15 protein-coding genes are annotated in these 16,158 nt (G+C 59.3%); 3 read left to right on the forward strand and 12 right to left on the reverse strand.

Going from position 1 to position 16,158, the window contains the following annotated elements:
* Positions 1–130: 130 nt before the first annotated feature.
* Positions 131–2,605 (reverse strand): SIR2 family protein, encoded by a 2,475-nt coding sequence (locus tag GJ700_RS21685; protein WP_154377793.1) that lies wholly within the window; start codon positions 2,603–2,605, stop codon positions 131–133.
* Positions 2,606–3,003: 398 nt separating this feature from the next.
* Here GJ700_RS21685 and GJ700_RS21690 point away from each other — a divergent pair, with 398 nt between their 5' ends.
* On the forward strand, positions 3,004–3,189 hold the full coding sequence (locus GJ700_RS21690) for a tyrosine-type recombinase/integrase (protein ID WP_154377795.1): 186 nt from the start codon (positions 3,004–3,006) through the stop codon (positions 3,187–3,189).
* 88 nt (positions 3,190–3,277) lie between these two features.
* Here the strand turns inward: GJ700_RS21690 and GJ700_RS21695 are convergent, their stop codons facing one another.
* From GJ700_RS21695 to GJ700_RS21740, 10 genes are all read right to left on the reverse strand, one after another.
* Entirely contained in the window at positions 3,278–4,045 is a 768-nt protein-coding gene (locus GJ700_RS21695) for a hypothetical protein (protein WP_154377797.1), read from the reverse strand.
* Between the two features lie 252 nt (positions 4,046–4,297).
* The gene (locus GJ700_RS21700) at positions 4,298–4,822 is read right to left on the reverse strand and encodes a hypothetical protein (protein WP_154377799.1); all 525 of its coding nucleotides are present in this window, start codon (positions 4,820–4,822) and stop codon (positions 4,298–4,300) included.
* 645 nt (positions 4,823–5,467) lie between these two features.
* Positions 5,468–5,926, reverse strand: a complete 459-nt coding sequence (locus GJ700_RS21705) for a hypothetical protein (RefSeq protein WP_154377801.1) — start codon at positions 5,924–5,926, stop codon at positions 5,468–5,470.
* 27 nt (positions 5,927–5,953) lie between these two features.
* Positions 5,954–7,288 (reverse strand): DUF3422 family protein, encoded by a 1,335-nt coding sequence (locus tag GJ700_RS21710; RefSeq protein ID WP_154377803.1) that lies wholly within the window; start codon positions 7,286–7,288, stop codon positions 5,954–5,956.
* A gap of 13 nt (positions 7,289–7,301) precedes the next feature.
* Complete coding sequence (locus GJ700_RS21715) at positions 7,302–8,243, reverse strand: LysR family transcriptional regulator (protein WP_154377804.1); 942 nt, start codon at positions 8,241–8,243, stop codon at positions 7,302–7,304.
* A 55-nt stretch (positions 8,244–8,298) separates the two neighbouring features.
* Positions 8,299–9,261 carry a glycoside hydrolase family 43 protein gene (locus GJ700_RS21720; protein WP_154377806.1) on the reverse strand — a complete coding sequence of 321 codons (963 nt, stop codon included), beginning with the start codon at positions 9,259–9,261 and terminating at the stop codon, positions 8,299–8,301.
* A 13-nt stretch (positions 9,262–9,274) separates the two neighbouring features.
* The gene (gene yjfF, locus GJ700_RS21725; protein ID WP_229507159.1) at positions 9,275–10,240 is read right to left on the reverse strand and encodes a galactofuranose ABC transporter, permease protein YjfF; all 966 of its coding nucleotides are present in this window, start codon (positions 10,238–10,240) and stop codon (positions 9,275–9,277) included.
* Positions 10,237–11,271 (reverse strand): ABC transporter permease, encoded by a 1,035-nt coding sequence (locus GJ700_RS21730; RefSeq protein ID WP_154377809.1) that lies wholly within the window; start codon positions 11,269–11,271, stop codon positions 10,237–10,239. The genes yjfF and GJ700_RS21730 overlap by 4 nt, the downstream gene beginning before the upstream one ends.
* Positions 11,268–12,803, reverse strand: coding sequence for a sugar ABC transporter ATP-binding protein (locus tag GJ700_RS21735; protein WP_371868062.1), 1,536 nt, complete (start codon positions 12,801–12,803; stop codon positions 11,268–11,270). The genes GJ700_RS21730 and GJ700_RS21735 overlap by 4 nt, the downstream gene beginning before the upstream one ends.
* Positions 12,804–12,818: 15 nt before the next feature.
* The gene (locus GJ700_RS21740; RefSeq protein WP_154377813.1) at positions 12,819–13,784 is read right to left on the reverse strand and encodes an ABC transporter substrate-binding protein; all 966 of its coding nucleotides are present in this window, start codon (positions 13,782–13,784) and stop codon (positions 12,819–12,821) included.
* A 132-nt stretch (positions 13,785–13,916) separates the two neighbouring features.
* On the opposite strand from GJ700_RS21740, the gene GJ700_RS21745 reads away from it, so the two are divergent.
* A complete protein-coding gene (locus tag GJ700_RS21745; protein ID WP_154377815.1) occupies positions 13,917–14,441 on the forward strand; it encodes a hypothetical protein in 525 nt (174 codons plus the stop codon).
* Here the strand turns inward: GJ700_RS21745 and GJ700_RS21750 are convergent.
* Positions 14,438–15,133 (reverse strand): hypothetical protein, encoded by a 696-nt coding sequence (locus GJ700_RS21750; RefSeq protein WP_154377818.1) that lies wholly within the window; start codon positions 15,131–15,133, stop codon positions 14,438–14,440. The genes GJ700_RS21745 and GJ700_RS21750 overlap by 4 nt on opposite strands.
* Positions 15,134–15,301: 168 nt before the next feature.
* On the opposite strand from GJ700_RS21750, the gene GJ700_RS21755 reads away from it, so the two are divergent.
* The gene (locus GJ700_RS21755; protein WP_229507160.1) at positions 15,302–16,123 is read left to right on the forward strand and encodes a M15 family metallopeptidase; all 822 of its coding nucleotides are present in this window, start codon (positions 15,302–15,304) and stop codon (positions 16,121–16,123) included.
* Positions 16,124–16,158 lie beyond the last annotated feature (35 nt).

A 16,158-nucleotide genomic window follows, 5' to 3' on the forward strand; every position in this document is an offset into this window, starting at 1 on the left:
CGGACTGTCTGCAGGCAGGAAACGCCCCTTTGCTGCCAGTCGCGCATACCGATTGCAGTCTAGAAGCGCTTACTTGCAACCTCCCGCCTGAGCAGTAGCCTTCGTCGAAGAGGTCACGCAATGAAGCTAGTCACACCGTTCTTCTCAATCGCATGTCTAGCTTGGCAAGAACTTCTCTGATAATCCGCCTGGCCGTAATTATCACCGGTTCATCAGCGACACGCTGCGGGAGCTTCTTGATGTTTTGCATTATGTAATCAAACGCGTCATAAAGACCTTTGCACTGAGTATCATCAAAATGAGCTCCGAACTTGGCGTAGAACTGTTCGAAGTTGTGCATGGGTCGATAAGGTTCCGATTTATATATCTCCTCTTTTGTAATCTTTGCGAGTCGGGCGTTGGCCTGCATGAAATAAGCGTATGCCTCTGTGGCACTGTTCGCTGTGTGTAGGGCATGCTCCAAGAATAGCCTCGCTTGTTGTGTTTCGATATCCACAGTCGTGAAGTTCTTCTTCGCCTTTGCGAGCGCGAACGCTGTGTCGAGATACTTAGCGGCCTGCTCCAGATCCCCTTGTTGCGGCTGGTCCATTCGAGCCATCGCATACTGCAACCAAAATAGCGGATTCTCCCGCTCCAAAGCAATTGGCCTAAGCCCCTCGTAGAAGCGTATAAGAAGCTCACGTTTCCCGTCGTCTGGCAGCATCCTTCGGACGGTAGAAAAACTCGCCATATCCCTATATATGTCCCAATAATATTTGGAAATCTCAAACCTTCGTTCGGTATCTGCCTTCTTCCGGGTGGCTGTGCAAATTTCTATCAGGCAGTCCACTAGGATCAAAGGCTTTGGAAAGTTCTTTAGACAGAACTCCGCAAGCGCAGGCGACTTCGGGGTTATAACGTCGCGGTCGCTGTTAAAGAATTGTTTTAGAACACTATTTAACTTGAATGCTGGGGAAAATACAGTGCCGTCGCCGGTAATGGCGGCGATGGTGTGAGCGGACGGTTGAGTTATGTTAAGCAGGTTTAAACAAAAGGTCGCGATTAGAGTCTTTGAGACCTCTCGGGACCCGTCAAATTCCCCGAAGAGACTACTGAATCTTGCTCGAATGTCCGGCGACGCCAGCAAGTCGAGCAGAATTGCATGAAGTTCTGAATTGCACCGGCCACGCAAGTAGTTAAGTTTAGATCGGAGAGGCTCAGCTGCGCGGGTCCCCCACAACCCAAATGTTGAGAAGTAGATACTCAGATTATCGAGTTCAGCTTTGGATAGCTTATTGCAATCAATCTCGACTGTGCGGCTAACGTCTATCCTGATCTTCTTGTAGTAGAGGTCTTCCTGAAAATTCTTGTGTAGTAGCGTGCGAGCGGCAAATACTAGAGTCGTATCTTCACGCCGCTTGAAATTGACATACTCAATCAGTGGAAGCTTACGTGTGTAGTTGTCGAACACGATTACGACCGGCTCTGGCAACTTCAGGACAGCATCGATTTCATTATGGCAGTCGTAGGTTTCATCCTTAACCCAAAAGCATCGTCGACCATCCTTCAAAAATGCTGCGCTGAGCGCACGAAGAAGTGTCGTTTTGCCGTTTCCAAGATCCCCCACGACCATATAGTTACGGGCATTAGCTACGTAACGAGCCTGACCATCTCTCTCAAAAAGGTAAGCATTGTGTTTTCCTGAGACCTGCTGCGCAAACAGTAGATCAAGGTTCGACTCCCCACGCAAAAGTAAAGAGTAGACATCTTCTGCCGTGGCGGCTTCTGGGCTGGCGGGCAATTTTACTTCGTCCAGTCCGACGAGGACGAGCGACTTATCGGAATTTATGGCAGCAGGATCGACGCCGTTCAGATCTGCACCAAACTTTTCGATCCCAATGGGGAGAATGGTTCCAAAATCACGCAGATCGGAGAAGAAAAGCTCCTGCTCGGTCATTCCTTCTTTTTGAATAAAGAAAGTCTTTTCGCGAAGCGACCTGTCCGCAAACAGGATTTCCTGAATGTCGAGGTCGTAAAGTGAGTAGCCTGCGAAAAATATTGCTTGCGCAGACCTTAGCTGATGAAGAAACAGGTCGCACCACTCCGATTTACGAAACTGTTCTGTCAGATAGCTGACGTTGGTAAGCTTAAATTCCGTAAGCAACGTCACTCGTGTTAACCGGTCGATGAACCCATTTATATGCACCACGCTGGCTGTAGAATCGCGATGCAAGCGAGGCTCGTCACCCAATGTGATGGGAGTGTATTTTCGCCCGCTATCTCGACCAGCAATTTCCATCACATCGTCGTAATTGGTAGTGTAGACAGCTTTCCACGGAACCTGAGCCACGAGTCGATGAGCGTCCGAGCATTTCCTCACGGTGAAAGTGCTCTTAAGGAATTCGATTAATTCGTCAGGCTCCCTGACTTTTAGGTAGTGATTCGAAGCCGTTTTAAGGTCGTCGGTTAAGGGAAGGCCTGCTCTTCCACAGAGCTCACGAGCCAGGTCCTTCCCCATTGGGAATTTGTTGCCGTTCAGAGAGGTAGCCCCCAATGAGAAGCCTGCTCCGGTAAACAGTAAGGCGTTCCCATCCGCCGCCGAAATTAAAGCTCGTTCGTAATCCATGAGTTCCGATCATTCAATTCTTAAACGAAATATTTGCAAGCAGTATTGCGTCGTCTAGAATACAGCCAGGGTGTGCCGTTGTCACCTTGTAACTGACATCCGGCTAGAGCAGATGAGAAATGACAGAGGCTCCCGCCGCCTCCACTAAACCTCACCAAACGCCGTCCTCGTGACGGCGTTTTCTTTGGCGCTGTCACTGCCCGCTTCGGGGCGTCAGCAGCCGGCCTAGCCTCTAATGTGTGAACGAGTGCTCACGTTGCCGAACACAAGGTGTCCACGTCGCCGAACAGTCCGTCCAGTTGCGGTGAAATACGCATGTTCGCAACGAGACGCTTCTGCGGGACGTACTCGACGGACTTGGTCAAAAAACGGCAATCACATGAATTGACACTCAAAATATGTCAGTCGAGAAAATTCAGGAACTACTCGGCCATAGTGATGTCAGCACCACCATGATCTATACGCATGTCTTGAAGCTGGCCGCAGGCTCAACGCCAAGCCCGCTTGATGCACTACGTTCTTGGAGTGTGAGACTTATATCAACGTCCGGTTTTGGCCGAAACTGGCCGTTCAGCTCAGCATAGCAGGTCGCCAGGGCCAAAGAATCGCAGACTGTCACGCAGGCAGGAAACGCCCCGGAGCGAACGATCAGGCGATGTCGATTTGCCCCCACTAGCATGGCACCGCTACTACTGCAGCCCCTACTATCTGCAAAACACCATTGGCCATGCGGGTGGAAACCCGTGCCCGGTTGCCTAAGATATCCGTTAGCAGCAGTATTACGACGCTGAGCCAGATGACATAGCCGAGTCCCACATAGTCGTTAAAGAGGATAGTGTGCAGCCAGTCTTGTGCGAACAGGTAAAGACCTGTCGTTACCACAACTCCCCCAGCAAGTGCGGCTGCCGGGAGCATCAACTGTAGCCGCGCCTTGGGTCGAACCAGCGTAACGGCGCCGAGCATCGCTAACGCGGCAGCATTCGACGCCGTAAAGATGCGGAATTCGCGCAGCAGCTTCGCCCTGACGTCCGCATAGGCGGACTCGATCAGCGACGTTAGCCGAACACGCAGTTGCGACAGCGAATGCAGGTGTTGCCGCCGGCTGGCATCAGCGGCAGATTTCAGCCGAGCGCGGCATGCGCAGTCGGGATCAAGCATGGCCGTTGCCACACGCGCCACATTTGCGGGTATCTCGCTGCGCATCGCTTCGCGCGTGCGTTCAATTTCGGCATCTGTGCGCCCTAACGCCCGCTGTGCGAGTCCGACGATGGGTGCTCCGGACAATGCATCGACACGTTCTCCCGCTGCGCGCTCAACCTCGACGCGTACAGCTGTGCTTGCCATGCGCTCGATCCAGATGGGATTGAGCCAGGACAGGATAAACGCGGTACCGAACAACAGCGTGCCTGCAAGGCTGAGACAGAGAATTGTTTTCCGCATAGTGTCCTGATTCCAGGTAATTCTGAAGATTGACTCCTGGCTGAATGCTGTCGAACCATGCTTACCCACGCTCGTCGGCAAATCCCTCCAGCCCCTGACTAAAGCGAAGGAAGTCAATCACAAGCTTGAATGTGCCGTTAGTACAAACGACGTCACCGGTCATGAAAAGCCCTATTCTTAGTTAATCGACCTTGGCTGGCGAACGGCCGTTTCTGGCCGTAGGCGGCCTAACCACGTCTCACTTAATAAAGCCTATGGCAAGCTGACATTCTTCACTTGCGCCTCCGCTGCGACCTTGGACTCAAGCAGCCTCCATGCTCGCTCCGCAGCAACATATAAAACATCTGCTTTGCTGATGGCCGATGGCCCAAGCAAACAAGTGGCACGCAATTCTGCAGCCTTATTGCCTCCGGCGATCATGGGAATACCATCCAGCGATAACAGTTGTACCTTGAATTCACTGGCAGCTTTCTTGCGTTCGGCCTCCAGCGCTTTGGCATCGTCGTCAGTCATGCTTGCTTTAACCATAAAGACTGAAGCCTCAGCATCTGTCCAAGCACCCGCCTTAATCAGCGCAGCTTTTATTCCATCCAGTTTGGTGCGATAACGCTTATCCTGATCTTTGAATTTGTCAAGTGCGCCATTTAATTCGCCATTAAAGCCCGTAGCGTACTGCTGTGCGTATTCTGGCCGGTCACAGTCTTCTTTATGTCCCGCGTGAGCAATGTTGCTCGCCAAAGAGATGGAAAGTAGGAGTGTGTAGGAAATAGTTTTCATGGATATGGATTGGAGAAATCTTCATCATGGCAGAGCCGCATGCAGCAGGGAAATGTCTGTTGTTGGCCGGTCGCTGTCGATTGTACCTCGACAGTGTAACGGTGCCGCCCTGAGGCGGACATAAGCCGCGAGAATGAGCTCATCCCCAGGCAACAAAACTCTCTGCACCACGTTCGATTTGAAGGAAGACATTTGAATATGGGCTGACCGCTGGGAATTCGCGACCCGGATCACACCTAACGACGCAGTCCAGTTCCGCAGCAAGATATCTGCCAAACGCCGAAGATGTTGGCCACATAGTTGCTCCGCGAATCCAAACACTAAGGAAGCCATCTTCACTGGCTCCCAATACCACCGTGGTACCCTCAAATGCGTACATCCTAGGATGTTCGCCTGAAGGGCAATCCGTAGTCAGCGTTCCGATAGTGCTCGATAAGAGCGAAATCACAGGGTCCGTGTCGCTAGTTTTTGCGTAGGCTTCGACTTCGCCCTGCTTAGAATTCATGGCACCTCGAAGAGAATGTTCAATGTACGCTGCTGGCCGTAAGCAGCCTCAGCCGTCAAGCTAGTTCAGTGATGCTTTGCCCGATATTCGAGTACACGAGTGCAGCAGGGACGAACAAACTTGCGAAGGCCCGCTCCTGCTCAGTTCCTAGTCGGATTTCTCGGCATATCAACTACCTTGGACATATATTCCCGCAGCCATACCAACCGTTCTCCCCCTCCGGCATCAGCAGTCAACTCCCACGAACAATACATGCGGCCCACGCAGGCCATCAGCATCGCGTCATTGATGCCGCTGGCCGACAGCACGGACACCTGGGTCACTTTTCCATTGGCGCCAATCCGCAAACCATACGTCAGGGCGGCGCCATCGCCCGGCCAGCCTTCCCGCTCCACATGACGCTGGTAGCATTTGGCTTTTGCGCGATTGGTTTGGTTTAATAAATGCCTGATTTGCGGACTGATATCGGGATAGTCGTCGAACGACTTCACTTTTCCCGGAGTGAACTCTCCGGACGGATCCTTGGCCACGTAGCAGGCGGCAGGTTCGTCAGCAAGGGTAAAACGGGCATCCCGATGAGATGCCCGCCCGGTGCCCATCACAAGTCGGCGATACGCCGACAAGCGCTATGCCGTATGCAACCGCTTATGCATATTCCGCAGCGACATCCACACACCCGCCAGCACCAGCGGCACCGCCAGCCCGATCACCACATCCGGATTGGCGATAAAGCCCGTCGCCTTGACGGCCTTGGTCGAATAGCCGATCAGCCCCACCACGTAATACGAAATCGCCGCCACCGACAAGCCTTCCACCGCCTGTTGCAGCCGCAGCTGCTGGGCCGCGCGGCGGTTCATCGATTGCAGGATCTTGCGGTTTTGCTGTTCCTGGATGATGCCCACGCGGGTGCGCAGCAAGTCGTTGGTGTTGGCCACCCGGCGCGCCAGCGCTTCCTGCCGCGCCGACACCGCTTCGCAGGTATTCATGGCCGGCGTCAGGCGGCGGTCCATGAATTCCGCCACGTTCGGGATGCCTTCGATACGGATTTCGCGCAATTCGTCGATGCGCGCGTGCACCAGGCGGAAATACGCCTTCGATGCCGAGAAGCGGTAGCTGGTCTCCAGTGACAGCTTTTCGATGCGGGCCGCCAGCCGGGTGATTTCCCCCAGCAGCTTTTGTTCGACCACGCCGTCGCCCATGCCGTCTTCCGTCTGGGCGGCATCGGTTTGCACCATGTCGGCCGCCAGGGTCACCAGTTCACCTTCGATCGCGTTCAGCACCGGCGCGGCCTGCTGCGCCTGCGGCAAGCCCAGTAACGCAAACATGCGGTAGGTTTCGATTTCCAGCACGCGCTGCACCAGGCGGCCCGCCTGCTGCGCGCGCATGCCGACGTCGCGGATCACGAAGCGCGAAAAGCCGTCCGACTGGATCGCGAAGTCGCTGTACACTTCGCCGCCTTGCATGACCTGGCTGCCCGCCACGGTATTGCCTTCAAAGATACGCTGCACCGATTCCACGTCGGCGCTGCCGTGCGCCAGCGCCACGTGCGCCGCCACCATCAGGCGGCCTTTCAGCGTCAGCAGCCACTCCTGCGGCAAGTGCGTGACCGGCATGTGGTCGAACGCCTCTTCCATCGTGTATTCCTGGTCCGGCCGCAGCGCGAACGTGTACGTGGAAAACTCCGTGTGGCACTCCCACTTCAGGCGGAAGCGGCCAAAGTCGTGATAAAAATACTTGGCTTCGTCGGCCGGCGCGGACACGCCGAAATGCTTGCACAGCGCATTCAGTGTCCTGTGGTGGCTGTGGCCCGTGGGCGCTCCGGCGCCCAGGTCCGGGTTGCGGTAGATGGCGAAATGGGAAATCAGCTCCGGCGCTTCGAGCTTCATGAAGGGACGCGAGTGGATTTCCGCGGCAAGCGGCACGCGCATCGCGTGGTTCAGGCTGGAATAAACAATGGTCATGGGACGGCGGGGACTAGTAGATATCCTTGGCGGCGTTGCGGACGGCGCGCAAAAGCAGGTCGGCGCCGGGCGACAATAAATGTTCTTGCTGGCGGATCAGGCCGAACGCATCCATTTTAAATGGCAGTTCGAGCGGCAGGATACGCAATATATTCAGCGATTCATAGTAACGCGCCACTTCCAGCGGCATCACGTGCAGCGAATCGGTCTGGTGCAGCAGCGGGGTCACGATCAGCATGTCCGTGGTGTCGACCACGTTGCTGGGCGGTTCCAGGCTGGCGCGGCGGAACATCATGTCGAAACGGTGGCGCATGATGGAACCGGGCGGCGGCAGGATCCACGGCTGGCTGGCAACATCGGACAGCGTCAAATCGCTGCGCTCTTGCAGCGGATGGGCGGGACGGGCCACGGCGCAGGCCGGTTCTTCCGTCAATTCCTCGTAGATCAGCCCTTCCGAGCCTTCTTTTTCAAGAATGCGGCCGATCATGAAATCCAGGTTGCCGTGCTGCAGCATCCCCATCAGCACGTTCGACGGCTGCACGTGCACGCCGATGCGCAACAGCGGCGCCTGCTGCTTGACCTTGGCGATCGCTTGCGGCAGCAAGGCCATGGCCGGCGTCATGATGACCCCCACTTCCACCTGGCCGACCAAGCCGGCCTTCAGCGCCAGCACGTCGTCGTGCGCCAGCGACAGGCTGGTCAGCGCCATGCGCGCATGGCGGATCATCGTCTCGCCGTAAATGGTCGGTTCCATGCCGCGCGGCAGCCGGTCGAACAGCCGCACATCCAGCATTTCCTCGAGGTCCTTGATTTGCTTGGAGGCCGCGGGCTGCGTCATGTGCAGCGCTTCCGCGGCACGGTGGATATTGCGGTGTTCGTCCAGCGCGATCAACAGCAGCAGCTGGCGGGTCTTGAGCCTGGCGCGCAGGAACCAGTTCGGGTTCAGGGTATCCATTAGGACATAATATCATTGCCGATATCAATCCTGCACAATATCGGCAATGTTGATATCACCCTTGACAGCCAGGCGCGGGATTTGCGGCGGGTCCTTCCGCGGTTTGCGGGATAAAGCGGATCGTGCCGTCGGGATTGTAATGCAGTTCCTCGGCCGCGACAGAGCGCCGGAATTCGCCGCCGCCGGGCAGTTTGTCGTTATGGTAGAAGATGTACGACTTGCCGTTGAAGTCCACGATCGCATGGTGAATGGTTTTCACCTTTTCATTCTTTTCCATGATCACGCCACGATAGGTCCACGGACCTGTTGCACTAGGACCCGTCGAATAGGCTGTGAGCTCCGGAAATTCCCGCGACCACGATAAATAATATGTGTTCCCGTGGCGGTGCAGGTACGTCGCTTCCGTGAAGTGCGGTACCGCCACCGTGTGGATCGGCCCGTCGACGTCGATCATGTTCGGTTTCAGCTTCACGTATTTCATGACCTGGTTGCCCCAGTACAGGTACGCCTGGCCATTCTTGTCGATGAACACGGCCGGGTCGATGTCATCCCACGAAATGTCCGTTTGCTTGGTCATGTCGTTGGTGATGATGGCCGAGCCGCGCGCATCCTTGAACGGGCCGGTCGGGCTGTCCGAGACCGCCACGCCGATCGCCTTGCCCGGCTTGTCCTTGTGCTCCACCGTCGCGTAGAAGTAATACTTGCCGTTGCGTTTAGCGATGTCGGCCGCCCATGCATCGGCCTTGGCCCAGGCGAACGTCTGCACGTTCAGCGGCACGCCGTGCGCCTTCCAGTTCTTCATGTCGCACGACGAATAGACGCGCCACTCCTTCATCAGGTAATCCTTGTCTTCAGCTTTCGCCTCGTCGCGGCCGACGTACAGGTAGACGCGGTTGTTGTCGACCAGGGCTGCCGGATCCGCCGTGAAGATATCGGAAAACAGCGGGTTGCCCGCCATTGCAGGGGCGCACAGCGCCAGGCCGGCTACAGCAGTAGCCAGCACGGATTTTTTTAACATGGAGTCTCCTAAATTATTTTTTTGCGCTGAAGGACAGCAGGCGTTGCACCACGCAGAAGACGAACAGCAGGCCGCCGATGACGATCTTGGTCCACCACGAGCTGAGCGTGCCGTCGAACGCGATCAGCGTCTGGATCACGCCGAGGATCAGCACACCGGACAGCGCGCCCGCCACATAGCCATAACCGCCGGCCAGCAAGGTGCCGCCAATGACCACCGCCGCAATGGCGTCCAGTTCCGTGCCCTGCGCATGCAAGCCGTAGCCGGACAACATGTAGAAGGCAAACAGCACGCCGCCCAGCGCCGCGCAAAAGCCGGACAGCGCATAGATCGCCACGCGGGTGCGGCCCACGGCCAGCCCCATCATGTGGGCCGACTGTTCATTGCCGCCAATCGCATACACGGCGCGGCCAAACGGCGTGCAGTGGCATACATAGATGGCAATCGCCAGCAGCACCAGCGCGATCATGGCGCCCGGCGACAGGAAGCCGCCAAAGAACGGCAACTGCGTCTGCGACATGGCGACGAACAGCGGGTTGTCGATGGTGATCGATTCAATGCTGATCAGGTAGCACAGCCCGCGCGCCAGGAACATGCCGGCCAGCGTGACGATGAACGCCTGCAGCTTGAAGTAATGGATCAGCGCACCCTGCGCCGCGCCGAACAGCGCGCCCAGCGCCAGCACGGCAACGATCACCACCACCGGCGCATAGCCGGCGCGCAGCAGCGCCGCGCTGATCATCGTCGTCAGCGCCAGCACGGAGCCGACCGACAGGTCGATGCCGCCGGACAGGATCACAAAACTCATGCCGATGGCCAGCACCAGCAGGAAGGCATTGTCGATCAACAGGTTCAGCACCACCTGCAGCGACAGGAAGCCCGGGTAGGCCGCCGCGCCGGCGCCGAACAGCACGACCAGCAACACCACGGTGACCAGCGGCGTGAACGATGGCGCCGCCATGATTTTCGCCGCGTTCATACGCCCCTCCGCGTGATCAGTTGTTTGAATTCGGCGGACTGCGACAGGCACACCAGGAATACCACGATGGATTTCACGACCATGTTGACTTCAGGCGGAACGCCCAGCGAATAAATGGTATAGGTCAGCGTCTGGATGATCAGCGCCCCGAGAATACTGCCCGCCAGGCTGAATTTGCCGCCGGCCAGCGACGTGCCGCCCAGCGTGACGGCGAGGATCGCGTCCAGTTCCAGCAGCAGGCCCGCGTTGTTGGCGTCGGCGCTCTTGATGTTGGAACTGATCATCAGGCCGGCCAGCCCCGCGCAGGCGGCGCAGAAGACGTAGACGAACAGGATCAATGTCGCGGTCCGCACGCCCGCCAGGCGCGCCGCCACGGGATTGATGCCGACCGACTGGATGAACAGGCCCAGCGCGGTTTTGCGCATCAGGAAGGCCAGCACGCCCAGCACGGCCGCCACCACGAAGACCGAGAACGGCAAGCCGGCCAGGTAGCCGCCGCCCAGGAAGAAGTACGGCTGGTAATACACGGTGACGATCTGGCCGTCCGTCAGCAACTGCGCCAGGCCGCGCCCCGCCACCATCAGGATCAGGGTGGCGACGATCGGCTGCAAGCCCAACGCCGACACCAGGATGCCGTTCCACAGGCCGCACAGCAGCGCGGCGCCCATGGCGGCGCCCAGCGCATACATCAGCGTATTGGACGGCACCATGTCGCCGCCCACCAGCATGGCCGCGACCGTGCCGGACAACGCCACCACGGCGCCGACGGAAATATCGATGCCGCGCGTGGCGATCACCAGCGTCATGCCCAGCGCCGCCAGCATCAGCGGCGCCGCGCGGTTGACGATGTCGATCACGGAACCGTACAAGTGTCCTTCCTTCCACTCCAGGCGGAAAAAGCCGGGGATGAAAATCAGGTCGATCAGCAGCAGCGCCAGCAGCGCGGCGGCAGGTTTTACCAGAGGATGTTTCAGTAGCTGTTGCATGTTCAGGGCCGGCGCCGGTGGCGCCGCAGTAATAGGAACGCTCATACGGTCTCTCCCGCGATGGCTTGCAGCACCGTGCTGTCATCGAGTTCGCCGCGCAGGTATTCGCCGCACGCCTTGCGGTCGCGCATGACGACCATGCGGTCGCTGGTGCGCACCACTTCCGGCAATTCCGACGAAATGAACAGCACCGACATGCCATCCTTGCACAGCGACGTCACGTAATCCATGATTTCCTCCTTGGCGCGGATATCGATGCCGCGCGTCGGTTCGTCGAGGATCATCAGTTTCGGCTGCGTGGCCAGCCAGCGCGCCAGCAAGACTTTCTGCTGGTTGCCGCCGGACAGTGTCCCGATCGGCGTCTCGATGCTGGCGGTCTTGATGCCCAGCCAGCGCACGTAGTCGCTGGCCAGCTCCTGCTGGCGTTTCATGGGAATCGCGCGCCACATGCCGGCCCGCGCCTGCATCGCCAGGATCAGGTTTTCCCGCACCGACAGCGACAGGATCGCGCCTTCCAGCTTGCGGTCTTCCGAACAGAAGCCGATGCCGGCCTGGATCGCTTCGCGCGGATTCGCGAAGACAGCGGCCGAGTCGCGGCCGCTGATGGTGATGGAGCCGCTGTCGGCCTTGTCGGCGCCAAACAGCAGGCGCGCCAGCTCCGTGCGGCCGGAACCCAGCAAACCGCACAAGCCGAGCACTTCGCCCTTGCGGATCGCCAGGCTGGTGGCGGACAACGCGCCACGGCGGCCCAGGTCGCGGATCTCCAGCAACGGTTCGCCCGCCTGCGCCACCTCAGGCGCCGCCACGGCGGCGGCGTTTTCGTCACGCAGCGGCGCCGCGTTGTCCGCCGCGCCAATCATCTTGTTGACCAGCGCAAGGCGCGACAATTCGCTGCACAGGTATTCCCCTTCCAGCTGGCCGTTGCGCATCACGGTGATGCGGTCGGAAATCGCGTAAGTCTGGTCCAGGAAGTGCGTGACGAAGAGGATCGCCATGCCCTGCGCGCGCAGCGAGCGCAGCACGGAGAACAGCAGCTGCACTTCGGCTTCATCGAGGCTCGACGTGGGTTCGTCCAGGATCAGCACTTTCGCCTGCACGTTCAGCGCACGGGAAATCGCCACCATTTGCTGGATCGCCAGCGGATAGTGCGACAGCGGCTGCGACACGTCGATATCGACTTGCAGCTGCTTGAGCATGCGCGCGGCATCGTCGCGCATCTTCTTCCACTGGATGGCGCCGAAGCGGCGCGGATAGCGGCCAATGAAAATGTTTTCCGCCACCGACAGATTCGGGCACAGGTTGACTTCCTGGTACACGGTGCTGATGCCCAGATCCTGCGCTTCCAACGTGGAGCGCGGGGCGATCGGCTGGCCGTCCAGCAGGATGCGGCCCTGCTCCGGCGTGTACACGCCGGTCAGCACCTTGATCAGCGTGGATTTACCGGCGCCGTTCTGCCCCATCAGCGTGTGCACTTCACCCGGAAACAGGCGCAGGCCGGCATCGGTGAGCGCTTTCACGCCCGGGAACTCTTTATGTATGCCGGTCAGTTCCAGGACCGGCTGCTTGTTGTCCGCCACGTGAAAGCCTTCGCCTTAGTATTTACGGTTCGGCAGTTCTTTGGCCGCCACGTCGGCGGGGAAGACGCTTTCGTTGACGACGATGCGCTTGTCAACCGGTTTGCCTTCCACCACTTTGCGCGCCGCTTCCATCAACTGCGGTCCCAGCAGCGGGCTGCATTCCACCGTCACGTTCAGCTTGCCGGCAATCATGGCCTGGAACGCGCCCTTCACGCCGTCGATCGACACGATGATGATGTCCTTGCCCGGTTTCAGGCCCGCTTCCTCGATGGCCTGGATCGCGCCGATGGCCATGTCGTCGTTGTGCGCGTACAGCACGTTGATGGACTTGCCCATCGACTTCAGGAACGCTTCCATGACTTCCTTGCCCTTGGTGCGCGTGAAATCGCCGGTCTGCGTGCGCACCACTTTCAGCTTGGGATTGGCCTTGATGATTTCCTCGAAGCCGGCCTTGCGGTCGATGGCGGGCGCGGAGCCCACGGTGCCTTGCAGCTCCACGATGTTGAGCGGCTTGTCGCCGTTTTTCTTCGCATAGTCCAGCAGCCAGCGGCCGGCCTTGCGGCCCTCTTCCACGAAGTCGGAACCGATCAGGGTGGCGTACAGCGATGGATCGCTGACGTTGACGGAACGGTCGGTCAGGATCACGGGAATTTTCGCGGCTTTCGCTTCGCGCAGCACGGTATCCCAGCCCGATTCCACCACGGGCGAGAATGCGATCAGGTCGACGCGCTGGGCGATGAACGAACGGATCGCCTTGACCTGGTTTTCCTGGCGCTGCTGGGCGTCGGCGAATTTCAGGGTGACGCCTTCCTTCTTGGCTGAATCCTTGATGGAGGCAGTGTTCGCGGTGCGCCATTCGCTTTCGGCGCCGACCTGCGAGAAACCAATCACCAGCGGCTTGGCAGCCATGGCTTGAGGGATAACGGCGGAAGCGAGTGCCAGGGCGGCGCCAGCCAGGATAGTCCTGCGGGTTGGATGCATGCTTGTCTCCATAGTTGATCTTGGTGCTTTGGCTATGGTAGGAGAAAGCTAAATATCAATCCAATTCAATTTTTCGCACTAACGATATCGAAAACGGTATGATGACGTATTACCAACAAATCGGAGGCTGCCTTGAAAAACATCCCGACGTCGCCCCGCCAGCTAGTGTATATGGCGCTGACCTTGTTTGCACCATTGTTGCTGACGGTGGCGCTGATTTGTTGGGCGCCGGCCAAGCCGGGCCAGACGCAGGCCGACACGCTGGTCGCCGCCGGCGTCGTGGCGGGCGTGGTGTTGTTGTTTGCCGCCATTCTGGCGGTTTCCGCCATGCGCCATGCCATCGACATCACGCCCGGTGCGCTGGTGGTCAAACACAGTATGTATACATTGACGGTCAACCGCGCCGACGTCACGTCGGTCACCGTGCAGGAAATCCCGGCGATAGCCGATGCCCGCCTGTCGACACGGAAAAATGGCACGGCGCTGTTTGGCTACTATTCCGGCTGGTTCTGGGACACGCGGGGGGGCCTGACATTTTGCGCGGTGTCGGCGCATCCCATATATATGGTGACGCTGGAAGGCAACGCGCCATGCCGGCAACTGGTGCTGAGCGCCAGCCCGGAGGTGGCGCGCGCCATCGGCGCCTGGGGGGCCTAGCGTTTCTGCCCCGCGCCGCACGCCGTGGCGGATGACTTGTCATCAGCCGGCTGGCACGGCGCGGCGCTGCTCCCCTGCCGGGGCCGCGTATGGGCCACCAGCGCCGCCAGCAATTCCACGTCATTGTCCGGCTTGGCATGGCCGGGCTGCCGCGGCGGCTTCGCCTGCTGAACCTGCCGGGTCTGCACGGGTTTCTTCTGCGCCTTCTGCGCCTTCAGGGTTTTGCCGCCCTTGTCTGCCGCCGCCCTGCCCTTGGCCTTGGCGGCACGGGCATGGCGCTCCTTGGCTGGCGCCGCCTTGCGTTCTTTCACCACGGCTTGCCGGACCACCGCAGGTTCGGCATGCGCGGGGGCCGTATCGACGATGGTCGCGGCCGCAGGCGTCTTATCCGGCGAAGGCGCCGCCAGCGCGGCAGCCTCCGGCATGGCTTCCCCCTGCGTTGCCATCGCTACCTGTGCAACGCTGTTCACATCGCGCATCACCAGCGCCGCCGTACTGCCCAGCGCCGCCAGCGCCAGCACGGTCGCCACCACCACGCCCTTGCGTCCACGGGGGGCAGGCCCAGGCGGCGCCCCCTTGCCGGAAACGCCATCGAGTTCGCTGAGGATACTGGGTGTCTCGCCCGCGCCTGACCCGGCAGACAACAGGCTGGGCCGCGCTGTCGCAGGCCGCTGCGGTTCTTTGTTTTGCAAGATTAACTCCTTGATAATTTTCGCGACTTTACCTGAAACGGATCAATGGCGATGCCCGCGTTCAATCGTGCGCAGCATTATCAGGACGGCAATATATACTCCAAGCAATGTTTTTTGAATAACTTTTAACGGCACGCGGAGGGCGGATTGGTTTTGCTGGTGGTCGCAATGTACTTCCTGCTCGCCTGCGTGGCCACGTGGCTGGCGCTGTTCCCGGCCGGGCGGGCCGTGGTGGCCGGCGCGCTGCACCGCACCGGCATGCGCTGGCGCGGCCTGTGGTCCGGCGCCGCGAGCTTCCTGCGGCGCGCCGCGTCGCAAGGCCGCCACACCTGCCAGTCGCATTGGCGCGCGGCCGTGGATACGGTCCGCCACCACGCGCTGCTGTGCGCCGCCGGCGTCGCCTTGCTGTGCATCCCGCTGCTGGTGGCGCTGCTGGCGGGCAGCCGCCCCTTGCTGAGCGCCTATGAGACGCCAGTACGGGAAATCAACCCGCAAGTGGCCGCATTGCTGGAAGGCGAACAACTGGCGCCGCCGCCCCCGCTGCCGCCGCTGGTGTTTACCAGCGCCGAAGTGGAGCAGTTACGCCCGATGACGGCCAGCGCCAGCCGCGACTGGGCCTTGCTGGACAAGGAATTTGCGCAGCGCCTGTTGCTGGCGTTCCGCATCATGAAGGAAAAGCATGGCTACGACATGGCGCTGCTGGAAGGCTACCGCAGCCCGCAGCGGCAGGATGCGCTGGCCGCGCTGGGCGCGGGCGTCACCGGCGCGGCGGCTTTCCAGAGCTGGCACCAATACGGACTGGCGGCCGACAGCGCCTTCATCCGCGACGGCAAGCTGGTGATCAGCGAACAGGACCCGTGGGCCATGCGCGGCTACCAGCTGTATGGCGAGGTGGCGGAATCGCTCGGCCTCACGTGGGGCGGCCGCTGGAAGATGCGCGACTTCGGCCATGCGGAATGGCGTGTGTCAAACGGAATTAAACGCAATTAAACACATCAACACCCCCGCAACACCAGGAACTGAAT

The organism is Pseudoduganella rivuli, assembly GCF_009674485.1.
GTDB classification, from domain to species: domain Bacteria; phylum Pseudomonadota; class Gammaproteobacteria; order Burkholderiales; family Burkholderiaceae_D; genus Rugamonas; species Rugamonas rivuli_B.